The following is an 18,627-nucleotide window of genomic DNA, read 5'->3' on the forward strand; positions in this document are numbered from 1 at the left end:
AGCTTCTTCGCCGTCCTCAAGGAAGAGATCGGCATCCGTGTCTGGCCAGACCGGGCCACCGCCCGAGCGGCGATCTTCACCCACATCGAGACCTTCTACAACCGCCGCCGGCTACGCAAGCACCCCCTATGGGGCTGCCTCACCCCGCTCGAGATCCGGCACCGACACCAGCAAGGTCACTCCCTGACAGCGTAAGAAACGAGTGTCCAAGGTCATGGGGGAACTTCATCCACCACCAGCACCCGGGTCATCGGTTCGCCGCCTTCCTGTTGTGCGCGTGGGCCGTCGCGTCACACGCCGGGGCGGGAGCCCCCGGCCCGATCACGTTCCTCGGGGTACGGACTCCCACCCGCTCTCGTAACACGCTCACTTTTCGGTGAGTTCCTTGAGCGCGATGTTGAGCTGGAGGACGTTGACCCGGGGCTCCCCCATGAAGCCAAGGATCCGGCCGTCAGTGTGGTCCTTGACCAGCTTGTCGACCTGGATGACGTCCAAGCCGTTCTTCTCTGCGACACGGTGCACCTGGATCCGTGCGTATTCAGGGGAGATGTGTGGATCCAGACCGGAGCCGGAGGAGGTGACGGCCTCGGCCGGCACGTCCGACGGGCTCGGCGTGTACCCCTTGGCCTTGTTGTCCGCGATGACGGCCTTCTTCGCGTCCGTCACCCACTTGATCAGCTCTTCGTTGTCGCCGGAACGGTTGGTCGCACCTGAGAGGATGAGTTGGTACTGCTTGTTCACGCTGTTGCTGCCCAGGCCGTTGGAGGGGCGCGGCTGGAACCACCTCGGGTCCGGGCGCGCTGCCTCCTCCGGGTCGTCCGGGTTGATCTTCGGCAGGTTGTACGTCTGACCGATGAGTTCGGACCCGACTGTCTTGCCCTCGCTCGTGATCTCGGAGCCGTTGGCCTTGCCGCTGAAGAGTGCCTGTGCCACACCGGTGACGGCGAGCGGGTAGACCACGCCGCAGACGACCGTGAGGACGACCAGGGCTCGCAGAGCAGCGCCGGCGAGGCGGGCGGTGCTTCGAAGGGAGTTGTTCATGGCAGGTCAGCCGATTCCGGGGATGAGGGAGAGGAGCAGGTCGATGACTTTGATGCCGACGAACGGGGTGATCAGGCCGCCGAGCCCGTAGATCCCGAGGTTGCGGCGGAGCATCTTGTCGGCGCTGGTCGGCCGGTAACGCACGCCCTTCAAAGCGAGCGGCACCAGGACGATGATGATCAGCGCGTTAAAGACCACCGCTGAGAGGATCGCGGACTCGGGCGAGGCCAGGTCCATGACGTTGAGCTTGTCCAGCCCCGGGTAAGCAACGGCGAACATGGCCGGAATGATCGCGAAGTACTTGGCGACGTCGTTGGCGATGGAGAACGTGGTCAGGGCGCCGCGGGTGATGAGGAGTTGCTTGCCGATCCCGACGATCTCGATGAGCTTGGTGGGGTTGGAGTCCAGGTCCACCATGTTCCCGGCCTCCTTGGCGGCCGAGGTGCCGGTGTTCATGGCCACCCCGACGTCCGCCTGGGCGAGCGCGGGAGCGTCGTTCGTACCGTCGCCCGTCATCGCGACGAGCTTGCCGCCGGCCTGCTCGCGCTTGATGAGCGCCATCTTGTCCTCGGGGGTGGCCTCGGCCAGGAAGTCGTCGACTCCTGCCTCGTCGGCGATGGCTCTGGCGGTCAGCGGGTTGTCACCCGTGATCATCACCGTTTTGATCCCCATGCGCCGGAGCTCGTCGAACCGCTCCCGCATTCCCTCTTTGACGACGTCCTTGAGATGAATGACACCCAGGACGCGCGCGCCGTGCTCGTCCTCCAGAGCCACCAGCAACGGCGTGCCACCAGCCTGGGAAATGTGGTCGGTGAGCCCCTGAGCGTCCGGTGAGACACTGCCGCCCCGCTCCTTGACCCAGGCCGCCACCGACCCGGTCGCGCCCTTGCGCACTTTGCGCCCCTCCACGTCCACGCCGGACATGCGGGTCTGTGCGGTGAAGGGCACCCACTCTGCGTGCGTCAGCTCGCCGTGGTCGCGCTCGCGCAGCCCGTACGTCTCCTTGGCCAGGACGACGATCGAGCGGCCCTCGGGCGTTTCGTCGGCCAGTGAAGAGAGCTGGGCGGCATCCGCCAGATCGGCGTCGGTGACGCCCTTGACCGGCAGGAACTCGGCTGCCTGACGGTTGCCGAGGGTAATGGTGCCCGTCTTGTCGAGCAGCAGGGTGGAGACGTCACCGGCGGCCTCGACGGCTCGTCCCGACATCGCCAGCACATTACGCTGAACGAGCCGGTCCATGCCCGCGATGCCGATGGCGGAGAGCAGCGCCCCGATGGTGGTGGGGATCAGGCAGACCAGCAGGGCGGTCAGCACGATCATGGACTGCTCGGCGCCCGCGTACGTCGCGAACGGCTGCAGGGTGACCACTGCGAGCAGGAAGACAATGGTCAACGAGGCCAGCAGGATGTTCAGTGCGATCTCGCTGGGCGTCTTCTGCCGGGCCGCGCCCTCCACCAGGTTGATCATCCGGTCGATGAAGGTCTCGCCCGGTTTCGTCGTGATCTTGATGACGACGCGGTCGGAGAGGACCTTCGTCCCGCCGGTTACGGCGCTGCGGTCGCCACCGGACTCGCGGATGACCGGCGCGGATTCGCCGGTGATCGCGGACTCGTCGACACTCGCGACACCCTCGACGACATCCCCGTCGCCAGGGATGATGTCGCCGGCCTCACAGACGACGAGGTCGCCTATACGCAGGTCCGTGCCCGGCACCCGCTCCTCGTTCTTGCCGATGGCCCGTCGTGCCACCGTGTCGGTCTTGGCCTTACGCAGAGTTTCCGCCTGCGCCTTACCGCGGCCCTCGGCGACCGCCTCCGCCAAGTTGGCGAAGAGCGTGGTCAGCCACAGCCACGCGGTGATCGCCCAGCCGAACCAGTCAGCCGGGTCCAGGCAGGCGAACACCGTGGTCAGCACGGAGCCGATCAGAACGACGAACATGACGGGAGATTTGATCATCACCCGCGGATCGAGCTTCCTGACCGCGTCCGGGAATGACCTGAGCAACTGCTCGGGGTCGAACCTGCCCACGCCCGCACGACCCTCGTTGTTGCTGTGACCCGTGGGCACGCCCGCATGTGGGGCGGAGGCCGGGATGGGGGTGGACACGGAGCCGAGCTCCCCTTCGTTCTTCTTGAGGTCGTTCGTCACGACGCCAGCCCTTCGGCGAGCGGACCCAGCGCGAGGGCCGGGAAGTAGGTCAGACCGGCGATGATCATGATGGTGCCGACCAGCAGCCCGGCGAAGAGCGGCTTCTCGGTGCGCAGGGTGCCCGCGGTCTCCGGCACCGGCGTCTGCTCCGCGAGCGAGCCCGCGAGTGCCAGCACGAACACCATCGGAAGGAAGCGGCCCAGCAGCATCGCGATACCGATGGTGCTGTTGAACCACTGGGTGTCCGCGCTGAGGCCCGCGAAGGCGGAGCCGTTGTTGTTGGCGCCCGAGGTGTAGGCGTACAGGATCTCGGAGAAGCCGTGCGCACCGGAGTTGGTCATCGAGTTGCCCGGGGTGTCCAAGGCCATCGCCGCTGCGGTGAAGCACAGGACTAGAGCCGGGGTGATGAGGATGTAGCACGCTGCGAACTTGATCTGGCGGGTACCGATCTTCTTGCCCAGGTACTCCGGGGTGCGGCCGACCATCAGTCCGGCGATGAACACCGCGATGATCGCCATGATCAGCATGCCGTAGAGCCCGGAGCCGACCCCGCCGGGCGCGATCTCGCCGAGCTGCATGCCCAGCAGATTGATACCGCCGCCGAGACCGGTGTTCGAGGAGTGGAAGGAGTTGACCGCACCGGTCGACGTGAGAGTCGTGGCAACCGAGAAGAGCGCCGAGGCGCTGATACCGAAACGAGTCTCCTTGCCCTCCATGGCCCCGCCGGCGATGTCGAAGGCGGGACCGTGATGCGCGAACTCGGTCCACATCATCAGCGCGGTGAAGCCGATCCAGATCGTCACCATTGTGCCGAGGATGGCGTAGCCCTGCTTCAGGCTGCCGGCCATGCGGCCGAACGTGCGGGTCAGCGCGAAGGGGATCACGAGAATCAGGAAGATCTCGAACAAATTCGAGAGTGGGTTCGGGTTCTCGAAGGGGTGAGCGGAGTTGGCGTTGAAGTAGCCACCGCCGTTGGTGCCCAGCTCTTTGATGACTTCCTGCGAAGCCACCGCCCCGCCGTTCCATTGCTGAGTGCCACCCATGAACTGCCCGACCTCGTGAATGCCGGAGAAGTTCTGGATGACGCCACAGGCGACCAGGACGATCGCTCCGATCACGGCGCCGGGGACCAGGATGCGGACGGTGCCGCGCACGAGGTCCGACCAGAAGTTGCCGAGATCACCGGTGCGCGAACGGGCGAAGCCCCGTACGAGCGCCACCGCGACGGCCATGCCGACCGCCGCCGAGACGAAGTTCTGCACCGCCAGGCCGCCGGTCTGCACGACGTGGCCCATGGCCTGCTCGCCGGAGTACGACTGCCAGTTGGTGTTCGCCACGAACGAAGCCGCAGTGTTGAACGCCTGGTCGGGATCGATCGAGGAGAATCCGAGCGACCCGGGCAGGGATCCCTGGAGGCGTTGCAACAAATAGAGGAAAAGGACGCTCACACCAGAGAAAGCGAGGACACCGCGCAGGTATGCGAGCCAGCGCATCTCGGCGGCGGGGTTGGCGCCCATCGCCTTGTATATCCATTTCTCCACCCGTAGATGTCGAGGGGAGGTGTAGACGCCGGCCATGTAGTCGCCAAGCGGCCGGTATGCCAGGCCGAGCGCCACGGCGAGCGCGAGCATCTGGAGCACGCCAGCGAGAACGGGACTCATATCGGGCTCAGAACCTGTCCGGGTGTACGAGGGCGAGGATCAGATATCCCAAGAGGCTGACGGCCACGACGAGGCCGACGATGTTTTCGGCGGTCACAGCTTTGCCACCCCCCTGGCGATGAGGGCCACCAGCGCGAAGACCGCGATCGTGGTGACGACGAAGGCCACGTCGGCCATCGTGCGCTCCTAGAAGAGTGCGAACGGATCGGACAGGACGAGGAAACCCCGTCTTTCGACCCTCAAGGCGTTCGTTGACGTGGTCCTTACGGCCATGGACGCACCCTTGACGGCTCTCTTACGCCTGTCCGCAGCTCAGGGCAGCAAGGCGTGCCCGTATCCATACGCACGCGTGACGGTCGGCACAGTGCTGCCGAACGGCTGGAGCGTCTGCGATGGCTCCTCGGTCATTGCGCACGTGCAGGGGGGCCTGTTCGAGCAGACACTCGGCTGGACCTGTCCGAAGATCCGCACCCCGAAGCCGCCGGCCGCTGGACCTGGCTGATCCCCGCGGTCTTCACCCGGCTCCGGCTCGCCCGTCCACTGACAGCCGACCTCCGACGGCCGTGGGAAAACCGACCCCGTCCGACGGGCTGGCCCCTGCCCGCGTCCGCCGCGACTTCCGGCGTCTCCGCCCGAAGACCGACTGCCCAGCCCGAGCACCGAAAGCCTCCCGCCCCGGACCCGGCCGGCCACCCGGAAGCGAGAACACCCGGCCCACCCCACGCCACGACGTGCACACGGTCGGCAGACCAGGCTTCGCGAAACCACGAACGAAGAAGTCAACGGGCCCGCGTCCACGCCGCACGGGTTGAAGATCAAGTGAGGGGCCCGGCCGACAGCGGCCGGGCCCCGCCGGTTCAGGGTCGCGGGACGAAGGTCCACGTCTGGGTCGCGGTGGAGCCCGCTGGCTGCTGGGAGATCAGCCCTCCGTCGGCATCGGAGGCCAGGGTCAGCAGCAGGCCGCTGGACTTGGCGGCCAGGGTGTAGCCGCCGTTCTTCCACGTGGTGGTCCAACGCTGGTTCGCCGCCCCGTTGCACGGCCACTGGATGATGGCCGCCCCCGCCTGCGCGGAGTTGTCGCGGACGTCCGCGCACAGACCCGAGTTCACGTTCCGCAGGGTGTGGGTGCCGTCCGTGTTGCGGGTGACCGCCCACTTCTGGTTGTTGCCGCCGTGCCACTTCCAGCCGTGCAACCGGGTCCCCTGCGTGGTGGAGTTGGCGGGCACGTCGATGGCCTGGCCGCCCGCGGAGATCTGGTGCACCCCGTTCGCCGGCCCCGTGGGAGCGGTGCAGACCGTCGTCGCCTGGTGGGCGCCGCGGTCGGGGACGCAACCGGCCGTGACCGGGTTGCCGAAGTAGTCGCGTCCGCCGGGTGAGGCCAGGGGTCTGCCGTTGGCGAGCGCGGACGAACCGGTCCGGATCCGGTAACCGTCCGCATCGGCACGCGAGGTCGCGGTGCCCGGTGCGGCGAGTTTCGGATCGGCGGTCGCCTTGCTCGGATCGGCCGGCTCACCGGCCGGGTGGCTGCCGTAGAAGACGTTCGAGTCGAAGGCCAGGCTGTCCGCGTTGACGTAGGAGGCCTCGGACGTGGCCACATGGAAGACGTTGTTGCTGAACACCGCGCTCGCGGCACCCGAACCGTTGGCGTTGTTGATGATGTCCACCGGACGGGAGAGGTAGAAGGTGTTGTTGTAAATCTGTGTGTTGCTGGTCCTGGCGCAGACGATGTCGAAGAGTTGTCCGCCGTCGTTCTGGCTGATGTTGTAGCGCACGATGTTGTCGGCGGTGGTGGAGCCGGAGCCGTTGCACAGGAGGATGAAGCCACCCTCGTTGTCGTGGCTGTAGTTGTACTGGTAGACGGTGCCGATGTTGGCCTCGTCGATGTCCAGGCCCTGGCCGTCGCACTCGCTCTTGCCGCCGCTGACCTCGTTGTACTGGTACAGGGCGCGGTGGGTGTTCCAGCCCCAGACGCCGGCCGCGCAGTGGGCCGGTTCGCGCTCGCGGAAGCCGTCGACCTTGTTGTGCTCGACGAGCGCGCCCTCGGTGTGGTGCGGCACGATCGCGTCGCCGCCGATGTCGGTCACGGTGTTGCCGCGGACGACGACCCGGGTCTGTGGTGTCCAGGGGCCGCAGGTCGTACCGCAGTTGGGATTGTTGAGCTCCGGTCGCTGCATCCAGCGTGTCCAGAAGTGGATGCCGTAGCGGTCGACGGTCCGCACCGTGTTGTTCTCGACCACCACGTCGTCGAACCGGGTCGGCGTCGTGTGACCGAGGACCTCGAAGAAGATGCCCGCGCTCGCGTCGTCGTCCTTCCTGGTCTGATTGCCGTTCACGTCGTGCACGTCCAGCCCGCGGAGCCGGTAGTACGTCCCCGTTCCGGAGTCGGTGCGGGTGATGTGGACGCCGCGCCTGGTCGCCGCGGTGTCCCCCTTGTTGGAGATGTCGAGGCCGGCGATCTCCCAGTATTCCTGGTCCGTGAGCCGGACCACGTCCGTCACCTGGCCGGCACCTGCCAGTTTCGGCTTGGCGCCACTGCCGTAGGCGTCGATCCGGATCGGGTTCTCCGGAGATCCTGAGCCCTTGGGGAAGAGTTGCTGCCCGGTGCAGGTGGAGCCGCGCTTGAGGAGGATCGAGTCACCGGGCTGGAAAGTGCGGGCGTTGACCGTTGCCAGGGTGTTCCAGGGCTTGGACAGACTGCCGTCACCACCGGCGGCGGCACCGCAGTCCACGTGGAAGGACTGGACCTGTGCCGACGCATGGACGGGAGGCGCGAACCACACCGAGGTGAGGGGGAGGGACAGGACGGACAGGAGCAGAGTCAGTGTTCGTAATCGCACGGTGTCTCCCTGCGAGGTCGTCGGACGGAACCGGGAGGTGCTGTGTGCTCGTACATACAGGTAGGACATGACAAGAGACGTCTGATGTCTTGACCACCAGGACGGTAGGAGACGTGTCAGGACACCGTCAAGGGTGTGCACGCCACGCCTTTGCCCCGTGCCGCCGGTCCGGTGGTGCGCGGTCCGGCCATTCCCCGGGGGCGTCAGGCCCGCCCGGCCGGGTCAGGTCCGCCGGCCGCTCCGGGAACGGACCGGCGCGGTACTGTCCCGCACCACCAGCGAGGGCTCGACGGATACGGGACCGGACGCGGACTCCGGCTCCGTGACCAGCCGCAGCAGGTGGGACACCGCCAGCGCGCCCATCTCGGCGAACGGCTGGGCGACCGTGGTCAGCGAGGGGAAGCAGTACTCGGCCAGCGCGATGTCGTCCACGCCGACCACGGAGACGTCCTGCGGCACCTTCCGGCCGAGTTCGTGAAGGGCGCGGACGACACCGAAGGCCATCTCGTCACTCGCCACGAACACCGCGGTGACGTCCGGGATCCTGCCCAGGACCAGCCCGTTGCGATAACCGGAAGCAGGCGTCCAGTCGCCCTCCAGCACCGGTGGCACGGTCAGGCCGGCGGCCTCCAGGGTGGTACGCCAGCCGGTGCACCGGGTGGCGGCGTCCAGCCATTCCCGCGGGCCGGCGACGTGCCACACGCTCTCGTGCCCCAGTTCGATCAGGTGCTCCGTCGCCAGTCGCGCCACCAGTGCCTGGTCGACGGCGACGATCTCGGTGGCGGCGGTGCGCGACCCGTCGACGGTGACGGTCGGCACGGAACGGGTGAGCTGTTCGATCCTCGCATTGACGCGGATCAGCGGTACGCAGAGGACGATTCCCTCGACGGCCTGGTCCGCGAGGCGGGACAGCGCCTCCTCGATCGCGCCGGTGTCCAGCGAGGAGGCGGTCGCCGTGCTCACCGCGTACCCGGCCTCGCTCGCCGACGTCTCGATGCCGGACATGAGGCTCGAGCGGGAGGAGTGGCCGCTCCGCAGAGTCAGCACGCCGATCGTTCTGCTGCGCCCCGAGGACAGCATCCGTGCCGCGTTGTTCCGGCGGTATCCCAGCTGCTCGACCGCGGCGAGCACCCTGGCCCGGGTCTTCGGCTGCACGTGGGGATGGCCGGTGAGCGTCCGGGAGACCGTCTGCGCCGAGACCCCCGCGAGCCGGGCGACATCGGCCATGCTCGGTTGCCGTACCTCGGTGCCCGTAGCGGCCCGCCTCCCCGTGAGCGCCTCACCGGCCCTCGGTGTTCCCGCTGCCATCACCCTTCTCCACAAGCCGTGGCGGCGGCACCGTCCGCCCCCGACCGTGCCGCAGTCTACCCACGCCGACACTGTTGGCATCGATAACAACACCTGTCATAGTTTCCAGCGTCGCGCTTCACGGGGGAGCCATGCCGTACTTGGAGCGTCGTGCCCGAACCTGTCCCGATCGCGGCACACGTGGCCTTGCCGAACGCGGCGGAGCGGGTCCGACGGAGGGGTTGCCCATGGCATCGATAACACAAAAGAATCCCCAGAACATGGCGGGCAGGAGCCGGACACCGGGGAACGGGACCGCCGCCGACTGGGAGGCCGACGGGCTTCTTCCGTCCGACGGGCCGATCCCGCCTCCGGGGGCCGCGCCGGGCCCTCTCCTGACCCATCCGCACGGCCGCCTGCTGCGGGCCGGGCGCCCGCACCGGATCCTGGCGGGGAGCCTGCACTACTTCCGCGTTCACCCGGCCCAGTGGGCGGACCGGCTGGAGCGGATCGCCGCCATGGGCCTCAACACCGTGGACACCTACGTCCCGTGGAACTTCCACGAGCCGTACCCGGGCCTGTTCCGCTTCACCGCCGGACACGACGTCGAGCATTTCCTGCGCACCGCCCAGGAGACCGGCCTGGACGTCATAGTGCGGCCCGGACCGTACATCTGCGCCGAATGGGACAACGGCGGTCTGCCCGTCTGGCTGACGGGCAGACCGGGTATGCGCGTGCGCTCCTCCCATCCGCCCTACCTGGCCGAGGTCGGACGCTGGTTCGACGAGCTGATCCCGCGCATCGCGGCCCTCCAGGCCGGCCGGGGCGGACCGGTGGTCGCCGTCCAGATCGAGAACGAGTACGGCAGTTACGGCGACGACCGCACCTACGTCCGCCACGTGCGGGACGCCCTCGTCGCGCGCGGGATCACCGAGCTGCTCTACACGGCAGACGGGCCCACCGGACTGATGCAGGACGGCGGCAGCCTGCCCGGCCACCTCGCCGCCGCCACCTTCGGCGCACGTGCGGACAAGGCCGCCGGCCTGCTGCGAGCACGCCGCCGCGAGGAACCGTTCCTGTGCGCCGAGTTCTGGAACGGCTGGTTCGACCACTGGGGCGAGAAGCACCACGTCCGGTCGGTGGAGAGTGCCGCCGGCACCCTCTCCGACATTCTCGCTGCCGACGGCTCGGTCAGCATCTACATGGCCCACGGCGGCACGAACTTCGGACTGTGGGCCGGAGCCAACCACCACGGCCACACGTTCCAGCCGACCACGACCAGCTACGACTCCGACGCGCCGATCGCCGAACACGGAACGCTCACCGCGAAGTTCCACGCCTTCCGGGACCTGCTGCACACGGCCGCCGGAGCACCGCGACGCCCGCTGCCCGCCGACCCGCCCCTGCTGTCCCCCCGTACGGTCCCCGTGACCCCGGAAGCCGGACTGCTGGGGGCACTCCGCGCGCTCTCCGACCCCGTGGACTCCCCCCACCCGCTGAGCTTCGAGGAACTGGGCCAGGCTTCGGGTCTCCTCCTCCACCGGGCCACGCCGCACCTGCCCGGAAGCGGGCACCGGCTCACCGTCCACGGACTGCGCGACCGCGCCCAGGTCTTCCTCGACGGCTCCCCGCTCGGTGTCCTCGACCGGGAGACCGACTCCCTCGACCTGCCGGGCCGCGGTGAACGGATCCGTCTGGAACTGCTGGTGGAGAATCAGGGGCGGGTGAACTACGGTCCCCGGCTCGGCGAGCACAAGGGCATTCTCGGCGGGGTCACGGTCGGCCCACGTCTGGTGCACGGCTGGACGATGCACCGGCTGCCGCTCGACACCTGGACCGAACAGGACCTGGCGCGGGCGGTGTCGGCCGCGCCGCCGGACGGCACCGCCGGTTTCGCGACGGCACGGTTCACGGTCACGCAGCCGGCCGACGGTTTTCTCGCCTTCCCCGGGTTCGCCAAGGGTTTCGTGTGGGTCAACGGCACCCTGCTCGGCCGGTACTGGGAGATCGGCCCCCAGCGCACGCTCTACCTGCCCGCACCGCTGATGGTACCGGGCGAGAACCTCCTCACCCTGCTGGAACTCGAACGGCTGGGCGACCGGGTGGAAGTGCTCGGCCGGCCCGACCTCGGGCCGGCCGAGGAGTACGTCGAAACCTTCTGATGAGCGAGAGGCGGAACCATGGCATTACCGTCACCCCGCCCGCCCCGACGCAGACGTGTTCTGCGCCCCCGCGCGGCCGCCGCGGCACTGGTCCTTGGCCTGGGGGTGACGGGGGGCGCCGTCGTGCCCGCCGGCGCCGCACCCCCCACGCCCTCCGCGGCCGATGCGGTGACCGGCTCCGCGGCGACACCGGTGCGGCTGAGCCGGGGCGCCCTGACCGTCACCGTGGCCGAGGAGTTCCCCCAGGTCATTTCCTACCGACTGGGCACACGCACCCTCGACGGCCGGGCGACCGCCCTGGACAGCTTCACCGTCAACGGCACCGCGCACCGTGCGACCACCACCATGAAGGCGGGAGGCAGCAGAGCCACCTACACCTCCACCTTCGCGGACCTGCCCGGCCTCACCCTCGTGTCCACCCTCACTGCGACCGAGGAGGCCACTGTCGTCTTCGCCGTGGAGAAGATCTCCGGCGAAACCGCCCGGACGGTGCGCACCCTCGAGATACCCGGGCACTCCCTCGTCTCTGCCGACTCCTCCGAGCCGGGGGCCAACCTGGCCCGCACCAAGATCTCCGCGGACTCGACGACGACCGCCGACCGCTTCATCCGCCTCACCGGTGACACGGCCACGGACGAAGGTCCCGTCGGCACGCCCTACGCGTTCGTGGGCAACGCACAGCTGTCCGCGGGCATCGTCACCAACGCGACCGAGGACTCACCGCAGAACGACAACACCAACTGGAACACCCGTCTGAACTCGCGGATCGTCGACGCCGGGGACGACCGCCGCCGTGCGGAACTCTCCGTCGGCACCTACACCCACGCGCCCCAGGGAGCCACCGACCCCCGCGTCGCCACCTACGAACTGCCCCGGGCGACCGTGGTCCTCGCCGCCGACGCCAACGACGACGGCACGGTGGACTGGCAGGACGGGGCCATCGCCCACCGCGCACACATGCGGCGCCCGCTCGGTGCGGACCGGGTGCCCGAACGTGTGGTGCAGCGCATCCCCTTCAACTTCGCGAGCCAGGCCACCAACCCGTTCCTCAAGACGCTCGATCACACCAAGCGCGTCTCCATGGCCACCGACAACCTCGGGCAGTGGGTGCTGGAGAAGGGGTACGCCTCCGAGGGCCACGACTCCGCCCACCCCGACTACGGCGGCAACGAGAACGTCCGCGCGGGCGGGCTGGAGGACCTCGGCCGGCTCACCGGATCCGGCGCCCGCTACAACGCCGACTTCGCCGTCCACGTCAACGCCACCGAGGCGTACCCGCAGGCGAAGAGCTTCAGCCAGGAACTGGTCGAGGGCCGGCCCAACGGGTGGGACTGGCTCAACCAGGCCTACCACATCGACCAGCGCAAGGACCTCGGCACCGGCGCCGTGCTCGACCGGTTCGAACAACTCCGCAAGGAGGCGCCGGGAATCAAGACGGTCTACATCGACGTCCACTACTCCAGCGGCTGGCTGGCCGACGGACTGGCCGCAGGGCTGCGCGAGATGGGCTTCGAGGTCGCCACCGAGTGGTCGTACAAGTTCGAGGGCGCCTCGCTGTGGTCCCACTGGGCTGCGGACAAGAACTACGGCGGTCTCACCAACAAGGGCATCAACTCCGACATCGTCCGCTTCATCGCCCACTCCGACCGGGACGTGTGGAACGTCGACCCGCTGCTCGGTGGCGCCAGCGTCGTCGAGTTCGAAGGCTGGACCGGCGAGGACGACTGGAACGCCTTCTACCGCAACATCTGGACCGGCAACCTGCCGGCCAAGTTCCTCCAGCACTACCGGCTGATGGACTGGGAGCCCAAGCGCTCCGCGACCCTCACCGGCGGGGTGAGCGTCAGGAGCACGGACGGCGAGCGGCAGATCTCCATGGGCGACGCGGTCGTGCTCGAGGGGGACACCTACCTGCTGCCGTGGGGCGAGCCCCGCGGCAGCGGCCGTACGTCCTCGCCGAGCGACGCCGACAAGATGTACTTCTTCAGCGGATCCGGCGGCACGCACACCTTCGATCTGACCGAACAGTTCGCGAAGACCCGGGACTTCACCCTGTACGAGCTCACCGACCAGGGTCGGGTGAAGACCGCCGCGGTCAGGGCCGAGGACGGGAGGGTCACGCTGACCGGTGAGAAGAACCGGCCCTACGTCCTGGTGCCGAAGGGCGGCAAGGCGCCCCACGGGGACCCGGGCTACGGCGAGTTCACCGGGCTGGCCGACCCAGGCTTCAACGGCGGCGGCCTCGGCGACTGGAACCCGAAGGGCGACGTCTCGCTGACCCGTGCCGACAACGGCGACGCCGTCGTGCGCCTCGGCCCTGCTCCCTCCGGCATCTCCCAGCGGGTCTCGGGCCTCTCCCCGGGGCGGCGGTACACCCTCGCCGCCGATGTCGAGATCGGCCCCGGCGAACGCCGGGACACCACGCTCCGCGTACGCGGCACCCGCACCGGGGCGGCGAGGACCTTCGACGTCACCCCGGCACGGAACCTGGTCGCGGCCGATGAGAAGCGCGACACCTACGCGCAGCGGGCCGCCGTCGCCTTCACCGCGCCACCGGGCGGCGGCGTGACCGTCGAGCTGAGTGCCGCCGCGGGCGAGGCGCCGGTGGTCCTGGACGACGTACGGGTCATGGCGGACACCACCTCACCGTTCCCGCGCGCGGAGAAGGGCACCGTCGTCGCGCACGACGACTTCGAGAGCAACCAGCCGGGCTGGGGCCCGTTCGTCAAGGGCGACGCCGGCGGCGTCACCGATCCGCGCACGAGCATCAGCGACCTGCACGAGCCCTACAGTCAGAAGGAGTGGAAGAACACGTACTCCCCGTACGACTCCGGCACCCTGAGAGGCAAGGCCGTCGACGACGTGCTCGCCGGGCGGCACTCGCTGAAGTCCCACGCGGAGAACACCGGACTGGTCCACCGCACGGTGCCCGCCACGGTGCCGTTCCAGGAGGGGCACCGCTACGCCGTCTCGTTCACGTACCAGACCAACATCGCCGGCCAGTGGGCCTGGGTGACCGGCGCGGACCGCGTCGGGGACGGGAAAGCCGTCTCCCGCGAGATCCGCCACGACGTCCTGGAACCCGCCCTGGACACCCGGGTCCACTCCCATGAGTTCGTCGCGGGGTGCGGCGACACCTGGGTCGGACTGCGCAAGCTCGGCAGTGCCGCCGGTTCGGACCTGGTCGTCGACGACTTCACCGTGACCGATCTGGGTGCGGACCTGGCGGGCGCCACCTGCGCGAACGTCACCGTACCGCCCGGCGTCGAGCTGGGTCCGGGGGTGCCCGGCGCGTTCGTCACGACCTTCACCAACAACGAGATGGCCGGTGCCGTCAACGTCGGCGTACGACTGCGCGGACTGCCCGAGGGCTGGAGGGCGGAGGTCGCGGAGAAGGACGGAAACCTCCTCGGGACCGTGGAACCGGGCGGCAGCGCCCGCACGGCCTGGCTGCTGACCCCTCCGGCGGACGCGGCCGGCACCACCCCGGCGTGGCAGGTCACCGCCACGTACGCCCATGAGGGCGCGACCAAGGAGGTGACCGAGGACGTCCGCGCCACCGTGACCACCGAGCCCTTCCTCCCGCCGGGTTCGACGACCGCCACCGCCGACTCGGAGAACCGCTCCTCGGGACCGGGCGAGGGACCGGTGTCCAACGTGCTCGACGGCGACCCGGCCACCATCTGGCACACCGACTACACCGGCTCCGCCGCGCCGTACCCGCACTGGGTGACGCTGGAGTCCGACGACGGCCCGGCCGATGTGGACGGCATCGGCTACCTGAACCGGCAGAGCGGCGGCCGGAACGGTCATGTCGCCGGCTACGAGGTGGCCGTCTCGGACGACGGCACGCACTGGACCACCGTGGCGAAGGGCACCCTGAAGGACACCTCGCAGACGCAGCGGATCACCTTCGACCGCGTCCGCGCCTCCTCCGTGAGGTTCACGGCGCTGAACGCGCTCAACGGGCAGCCGTTCGCGGCCGCCGCGGAAATGCGGGTGTACGGCACGGCGCTGAGCCCTCCGACGGGCCACCCGCCGGGAGAACGGCCCGCCGACCGTCCTTGAGCGAGCACGCTCCAGGAGAGCGGTGGCCGTCGTCCCGCCCCACGACGACGGCCACCGCGCACGCGTCTGCGGACGGGCGCCGGGCCGCACCGGACACGGCGGATGCTCCGAGAGGGCGGGCAGGGGCCGGGGTGGGCGGTCCGTTTCAGCACGCGGCAGCGAAGCGAACGTCGCTGACATACGTGGCATGGGGATACTCGCCAGCAGCGTCGAGTGCGATACGCACCGCATCCCAGGCCCCGTCGTCACCGGAGTCGGTACGCAGGATCAGCGACGTTAGATCATCGGGCTGACGCAGAGGCATGAACGCGATCCTCTCACCCGGCGCTGACATCGACCCCGGCAGGCTCAGGGCACCCGCACCGCGTCGACGCGACCTCCCGGACCTTGACCGGCTGATCGGCGTCACCAGACACCCTTGTCGGGACAAAACGCTCTTTACCAAACTGGTCAAGTACGCACGATGGCGTCCAGGGCCGGCGCGATGACGGCGAAGGCCCGGTCGGTCAGAGCGGCAGGATCTTCAGCGCCGTCACTGTCGCTCCACCGTTGCAGCACGGCGTTGAACGCGGTCAATGCCATTCCGGCGGCCATCTGCGGATACAGCTCACGGTCACGGGCGAGCCCTTGGCGGCTCGCCAACTCCGACGTCGAAGGTCACCGTCGCCGGACGCGACACCAAGGTCCTCGTCGCCGACTACGCCTTCGGCCCGCACCGCATGCCCTACTCCACCTCCCAGGTGCTCACCCACCTGTCCGCCGGACGCGGTCTTCTCGTCCTCGACGGCACCGGGGGCGAGACGGTGCTGCGCTACGCGGCGCAGCCGAAGGCCACCACCCTGGACGGTGATCCGGTGGAGGTCACCTGGGACGCGGCCCGCAAGGACCTGCGGCTCAACTACACGCACGGCGGCACCCGCACGCTCCGGATCACCGGCGACGGCAGGGAGCTGACCGTGCTGATCACGGACCGCGACGGCGTGGCGACCACCTGGCATCTCGACGCAGGCGCCAGTGACGTCCTCGTCACCGGCCCGGAACTGGCCCGCACCGCCCACCTCACCGGGACCCGGCTCGACCTGACCGGGGACACCCGCCGGGCCGGACCGCTGCGGGTGTTCGCACCGGCCGGGGCCGACGTCCTGACCTGGAACGCAAGCAGCTCACGGTCGCCCACGACGGGAGTTCGACGCGGAGATGGCCCGCCGGCGCGCGATCGCCGGCGGCCACCCCAAAAACGAGGAGCCCTACGTTCAGCCGCGCGACACCCGTAAGCGGGGCGATGACGAACGGCGCCGCATGGAGTGATTACTGTCTGAACGGCTGCTCCCGGGGAAGCTGATCAGCATGAGGATCATGGAGGCCCTACGCGCGGGCGAGAACCGGCTGACCAAACGTATGGCGTCCTGGGATTCCGTCTGGGCACGCGGCATACTGCCGCCGGTGGAGGACGCCGCCGAACACACGAAACTCTGGTGGGCCACCGCTGTTCTCATGGCGGCCGGGGGCGGGTGGAGGGGCCGCCGGGCCGCGGCGGCCGGCATCGCCAGCATGGCGGTCGGGCAGGTACTGGCCAACGGAGTCGCCAAGCAGCTCGTCGAGCGCCGCCGGCCCCCGAAGGAATGGTTCCCCCACCAGGAGGTGGAGGAGCGGCCGGACAGCTCCTCCTTCCCCTCCGGGCACACCGCGGCGGCCGTCGCCTTCACCGCCGCCGTAGCCCCGACATGGCCGTGGGCGGGTGCCGTCTGCGCGGTACCGACGGTTCTGGTGGCGATCGAGCGTGTCCACGATGGCGCCCACTATCCCTCCGACGTCGCGGCGGGAGCGGCTATCGGGCTGGCCGCGGCCGCACTGGTACGAACCACCCCCCGCCTGCTCATACGCCACCTGGGGTAAAGAGGCGGCGCGGGGCGGATGTTCGGCCGGTCGCGGGGTGGTGGCACCTCTAACTGATCGCCACCAAGGGGCAGGCCATCGCCACCAACGAGCACTACGAGACGCACCGTTCCTGCCTGAAGGAATCGACTTGGTCAAGCGCAGCGCCGACGCCCCCATCCAGGACACCACCGGGACCAACCAGGACGGCTGAGCGGCACGGCGCCGCCCGTGCGGCGTCGATGCCGCCATCACGGCCAGCGAAGTGGGCAGTCGTGGGAGGACAAGGTGAAGGCAGAAAGAACCGATGACTCGATGGACGCGCTGGTGACCCGCGCGTAGCGGCAGATTTCGGAGCTGGTGCGCGAGGAGATGAAACTGGCCCGGGCGCAGATGACCGCGAAGGGCAAGCGGTTCGGGGCAGGCGGTGGCCTGTTCGGCGGCGTCGGCCTGGCCGGCGTCCTAGCCGCGCAGGCCCTGACAGGGGTCGTAATCGCCGCCGTGGCGCTGCTACTCCAGGTCGTGGGCCTCGGAGCCGGCCGTCACCGCTGTGCCGGCCGCTGTGGCCGCCGTCATGGCGATGGCGGGAAAGAAAAAGATCGCCAAGGCCGGGCCGCCCGTGCCTGAACAGACCGCCGACAGTGTCAAGGCCGATGTGGCCGGGATCAAGGAGGAGACCCAGCGATGAGCGACAAGCCCCACGGCAGCGAGTCCGCGCCCACCCCCGAGGAGCTGCGCCAGCAGGTCGAGCACACCCGTGACGAGCTGGGCCGGACCGTCGAGGCGCTGGCCGCCAAGGCCGACATCAAGGCCCGGGCACAGGAGCAGGCAGCCGCCGTCAAGGAGCAGGCCGCGCACCTCGCCGGCCAGGTCCGAGGCAAGGCGGAACAGGCCGAGCAGCTGGTGAAGGACAAGACCCCCGACCCGGTCCTCGACAAGGCAGCCGCAGCCGTAGTGCAGGTCCGTGATACGGCGTTCCGCGCCGGACAGTTCGCGGCGGACAAGACTCCCGGCCCTGTACGCGAGAAGGCCGGCCAGGCCGCGAGCATGGCTCGGACGAAGCGCACCCCGCTGCTCGCCGCGACCGCCGCGCTCGCCGCCTTGCTGCTCATCCGACGCAGTCGGCGGTGCCGGTGAAGGCGTCGAAGGTCGCCTACAAGCCGATCGGCCTGGTCCCGGGCGCGGCCAGCGGAATACTCGCCGGGGCGGCGTTCAGACAGACGTGGAAGATGATCGGGCACGACGCCCTCGACGTCACCCACCAGGACCGCTCAGGGCAGGAGATTCTCCTCGCCGCCGCACTTCAGGGCGCGGTCTTCGCCGTGTTCAAAGCCGCCTCGACCGGGCCGGCGCCACCGCTGTGAGGCGTGTAACGGGCACACGGCCCGGCTGACGTAGCCGAGAACCGGCGCCGGTGGTAGAGCTCGGCGCCGACGGCCGTCCCTGTGGAACGCGAGCTGGAAGGAATCTGTGTCTGCGCACCCAGGACTCCACGGCCTCATCGCTGCCGCCCTTGCCGCGGCGTCCTCGTGGCAGCCCGACGGTGGA

12 protein-coding genes and 6 pseudogenes are annotated in these 18,627 nt (G+C 69.2%); 10 read left to right on the forward strand and 8 right to left on the reverse strand.

From position 1 onward, the window contains the following. Window positions 1-9: 9 nt before the first annotated feature. Window positions 10-195, forward strand: a pseudogene (locus ACF1FZ_RS29890) (hypothetical protein); the annotation flags it as partial. 171 nt (window positions 196-366) lie between these two features. Here the strand turns inward: ACF1FZ_RS29890 and ACF1FZ_RS29895 are convergent. From ACF1FZ_RS29895 to kdpF, 4 genes are read right to left on the reverse strand one after another with little or no spacing between them, the layout of a single operon-like run. Beyond that, window positions 367-1,041, reverse strand: a complete 675-nt coding sequence (locus tag ACF1FZ_RS29895) for a potassium-transporting ATPase subunit C (protein WP_391776515.1) — start codon at window positions 1,039-1,041, stop codon at window positions 367-369. Window positions 1,042-1,047: 6 nt separating this feature from the next. Continuing rightward, entirely contained in the window at window positions 1,048-3,189 is a 2,142-nt protein-coding gene (gene kdpB / locus ACF1FZ_RS29900; RefSeq protein ID WP_391776516.1) for a potassium-transporting ATPase subunit KdpB, read from the reverse strand. Further along, on the reverse strand, window positions 3,186-4,850 hold the full coding sequence (gene kdpA, locus ACF1FZ_RS29905) for a potassium-transporting ATPase subunit KdpA (protein WP_391776517.1): 1,665 nt from the start codon (window positions 4,848-4,850) through the stop codon (window positions 3,186-3,188). The genes kdpB and kdpA overlap by 4 nt, the downstream gene beginning before the upstream one ends. Before the next feature lie 7 nt (window positions 4,851-4,857). Beyond that, the gene (kdpF, locus tag ACF1FZ_RS29910; RefSeq protein ID WP_391776518.1) at window positions 4,858-4,947 is read right to left on the reverse strand and encodes a K(+)-transporting ATPase subunit F; all 90 of its coding nucleotides are present in this window, start codon (window positions 4,945-4,947) and stop codon (window positions 4,858-4,860) included. Between the two features lie 330 nt (window positions 4,948-5,277). On the opposite strand from kdpF, the pseudogene ACF1FZ_RS29915 reads away from it, so the two are divergent. Continuing rightward, window positions 5,278-5,662, forward strand: a pseudogene (locus ACF1FZ_RS29915) (transposase); the annotation flags it as partial. 45 nt (window positions 5,663-5,707) lie between these two features. Here ACF1FZ_RS29915 and ACF1FZ_RS29920 read toward each other — a convergent pair. Both ACF1FZ_RS29920 and ACF1FZ_RS29925 read right to left on the reverse strand, forming a co-directional pair. After that, entirely contained in the window at window positions 5,708-7,687 is a 1,980-nt protein-coding gene (locus ACF1FZ_RS29920) for an RICIN domain-containing protein (protein ID WP_391776519.1), read from the reverse strand. A 222-nt stretch (window positions 7,688-7,909) separates the two neighbouring features. Then, window positions 7,910-8,914 carry a LacI family DNA-binding transcriptional regulator gene (locus ACF1FZ_RS29925; RefSeq protein WP_391776520.1) on the reverse strand — a complete coding sequence of 335 codons (1,005 nt, stop codon included), beginning with the start codon at window positions 8,912-8,914 and terminating at the stop codon, window positions 7,910-7,912. 308 nt (window positions 8,915-9,222) lie between these two features. Here ACF1FZ_RS29925 and ACF1FZ_RS29930 point away from each other — a divergent pair, with 308 nt between their 5' ends. Beyond that, window positions 9,223-11,136 carry a beta-galactosidase family protein gene (locus ACF1FZ_RS29930; protein WP_391776521.1) on the forward strand — a complete coding sequence of 638 codons (1,914 nt, stop codon included), beginning with the start codon at window positions 9,223-9,225 and terminating at the stop codon, window positions 11,134-11,136. A gap of 18 nt (window positions 11,137-11,154) precedes the next feature. Next, window positions 11,155-15,204, forward strand: a complete 4,050-nt coding sequence (locus ACF1FZ_RS29935; protein ID WP_391776522.1) for an endo-alpha-N-acetylgalactosaminidase family protein — start codon at window positions 11,155-11,157, stop codon at window positions 15,202-15,204. 145 nt (window positions 15,205-15,349) lie between these two features. On the opposite strand, the gene ACF1FZ_RS29940 is transcribed toward ACF1FZ_RS29935, so the two are convergent. Both ACF1FZ_RS29940 and ACF1FZ_RS29945 read right to left on the reverse strand, forming a co-directional pair. After that, a complete protein-coding gene (locus ACF1FZ_RS29940; protein ID WP_391776523.1) occupies window positions 15,350-15,508 on the reverse strand; it encodes a hypothetical protein in 159 nt (52 codons plus the stop codon). A gap of 146 nt (window positions 15,509-15,654) precedes the next feature. Continuing rightward, window positions 15,655-15,852 (reverse strand): annotated as a pseudogene (locus tag ACF1FZ_RS29945) (TetR family transcriptional regulator); the annotation flags it as partial. Here ACF1FZ_RS29945 and ACF1FZ_RS29950 point away from each other — a divergent pair. The 6 genes and pseudogenes from ACF1FZ_RS29950 to ACF1FZ_RS29975 all read left to right on the forward strand — a co-directional run. Further along, window positions 15,780-16,355, forward strand: a pseudogene (locus ACF1FZ_RS29950) (beta-galactosidase domain 3-containing protein); the annotation flags it as partial. The pseudogenes ACF1FZ_RS29945 and ACF1FZ_RS29950 overlap by 73 nt on opposite strands. A 31-nt stretch (window positions 16,356-16,386) precedes the next feature. Then, window positions 16,387-16,512 (forward strand): annotated as a pseudogene (locus ACF1FZ_RS29955) (ribonuclease BN); the annotation flags it as partial. A gap of 39 nt (window positions 16,513-16,551) precedes the next feature. Further along, complete coding sequence (locus ACF1FZ_RS29960) at window positions 16,552-17,100, forward strand: phosphatase PAP2 family protein (RefSeq protein WP_391776524.1); 549 nt, start codon at window positions 16,552-16,554, stop codon at window positions 17,098-17,100. A gap of 351 nt (window positions 17,101-17,451) precedes the next feature. After that, a pseudogene (locus tag ACF1FZ_RS29965) lies at window positions 17,452-17,767 on the forward strand (phage holin family protein). Next, a complete protein-coding gene (locus ACF1FZ_RS29970; RefSeq protein WP_391776525.1) occupies window positions 17,764-18,216 on the forward strand; it encodes a DUF3618 domain-containing protein in 453 nt (150 codons plus the stop codon). Before ACF1FZ_RS29965 ends, ACF1FZ_RS29970 begins: the two are co-directional and overlap by 4 nt. Continuing rightward, complete coding sequence (locus tag ACF1FZ_RS29975; RefSeq protein WP_391776526.1) at window positions 18,213-18,443, forward strand: DUF4235 domain-containing protein; 231 nt, start codon at window positions 18,213-18,215, stop codon at window positions 18,441-18,443. Before ACF1FZ_RS29970 ends, ACF1FZ_RS29975 begins: the two co-directional genes overlap by 4 nt. Window positions 18,444-18,627 lie beyond the last annotated feature (184 nt).

Source organism: Streptomyces sp. NPDC014623 (assembly GCF_043088245.1).
Lineage (GTDB): Bacteria > Actinomycetota > Actinomycetes > Streptomycetales > Streptomycetaceae > Streptomyces.

Excerpts from the sequence above, each read along its gene's own strand:
- ACF1FZ_RS29895 (WP_391776515.1), bottom strand. The coding sequence starts at position 1,041 with ATGAACAACTCCCTTCGAAGCACCGCCCGCCTCGCCGGCGCTGCTCTG.
- kdpA (WP_391776517.1), bottom strand. The coding sequence starts at position 4,850 with ATGAGTCCCGTTCTCGCTGGCGTGCTCCAGATGCTCGCGCTCGCCGTG.
- ACF1FZ_RS29925 (WP_391776520.1), bottom strand. The coding sequence starts at position 8,914 with ATGGCCGATGTCGCCCGGCTCGCGGGGGTCTCGGCGCAGACGGTCTCC.
- ACF1FZ_RS29930 (WP_391776521.1), top strand. The coding sequence starts at position 9,223 with ATGGCATCGATAACACAAAAGAATCCCCAGAACATGGCGGGCAGGAGC.
- ACF1FZ_RS29935 (WP_391776522.1), top strand. The coding sequence starts at position 11,155 with ATGGCATTACCGTCACCCCGCCCGCCCCGACGCAGACGTGTTCTGCGC.
- ACF1FZ_RS29940 (WP_391776523.1), bottom strand. The coding sequence starts at position 15,508 with ATGCCTCTGCGTCAGCCCGATGATCTAACGTCGCTGATCCTGCGTACC.
- ACF1FZ_RS29960 (WP_391776524.1), top strand. The coding sequence starts at position 16,552 with ATGAGGATCATGGAGGCCCTACGCGCGGGCGAGAACCGGCTGACCAAA.
- ACF1FZ_RS29970 (WP_391776525.1), top strand. The coding sequence starts at position 17,764 with ATGAGCGACAAGCCCCACGGCAGCGAGTCCGCGCCCACCCCCGAGGAG.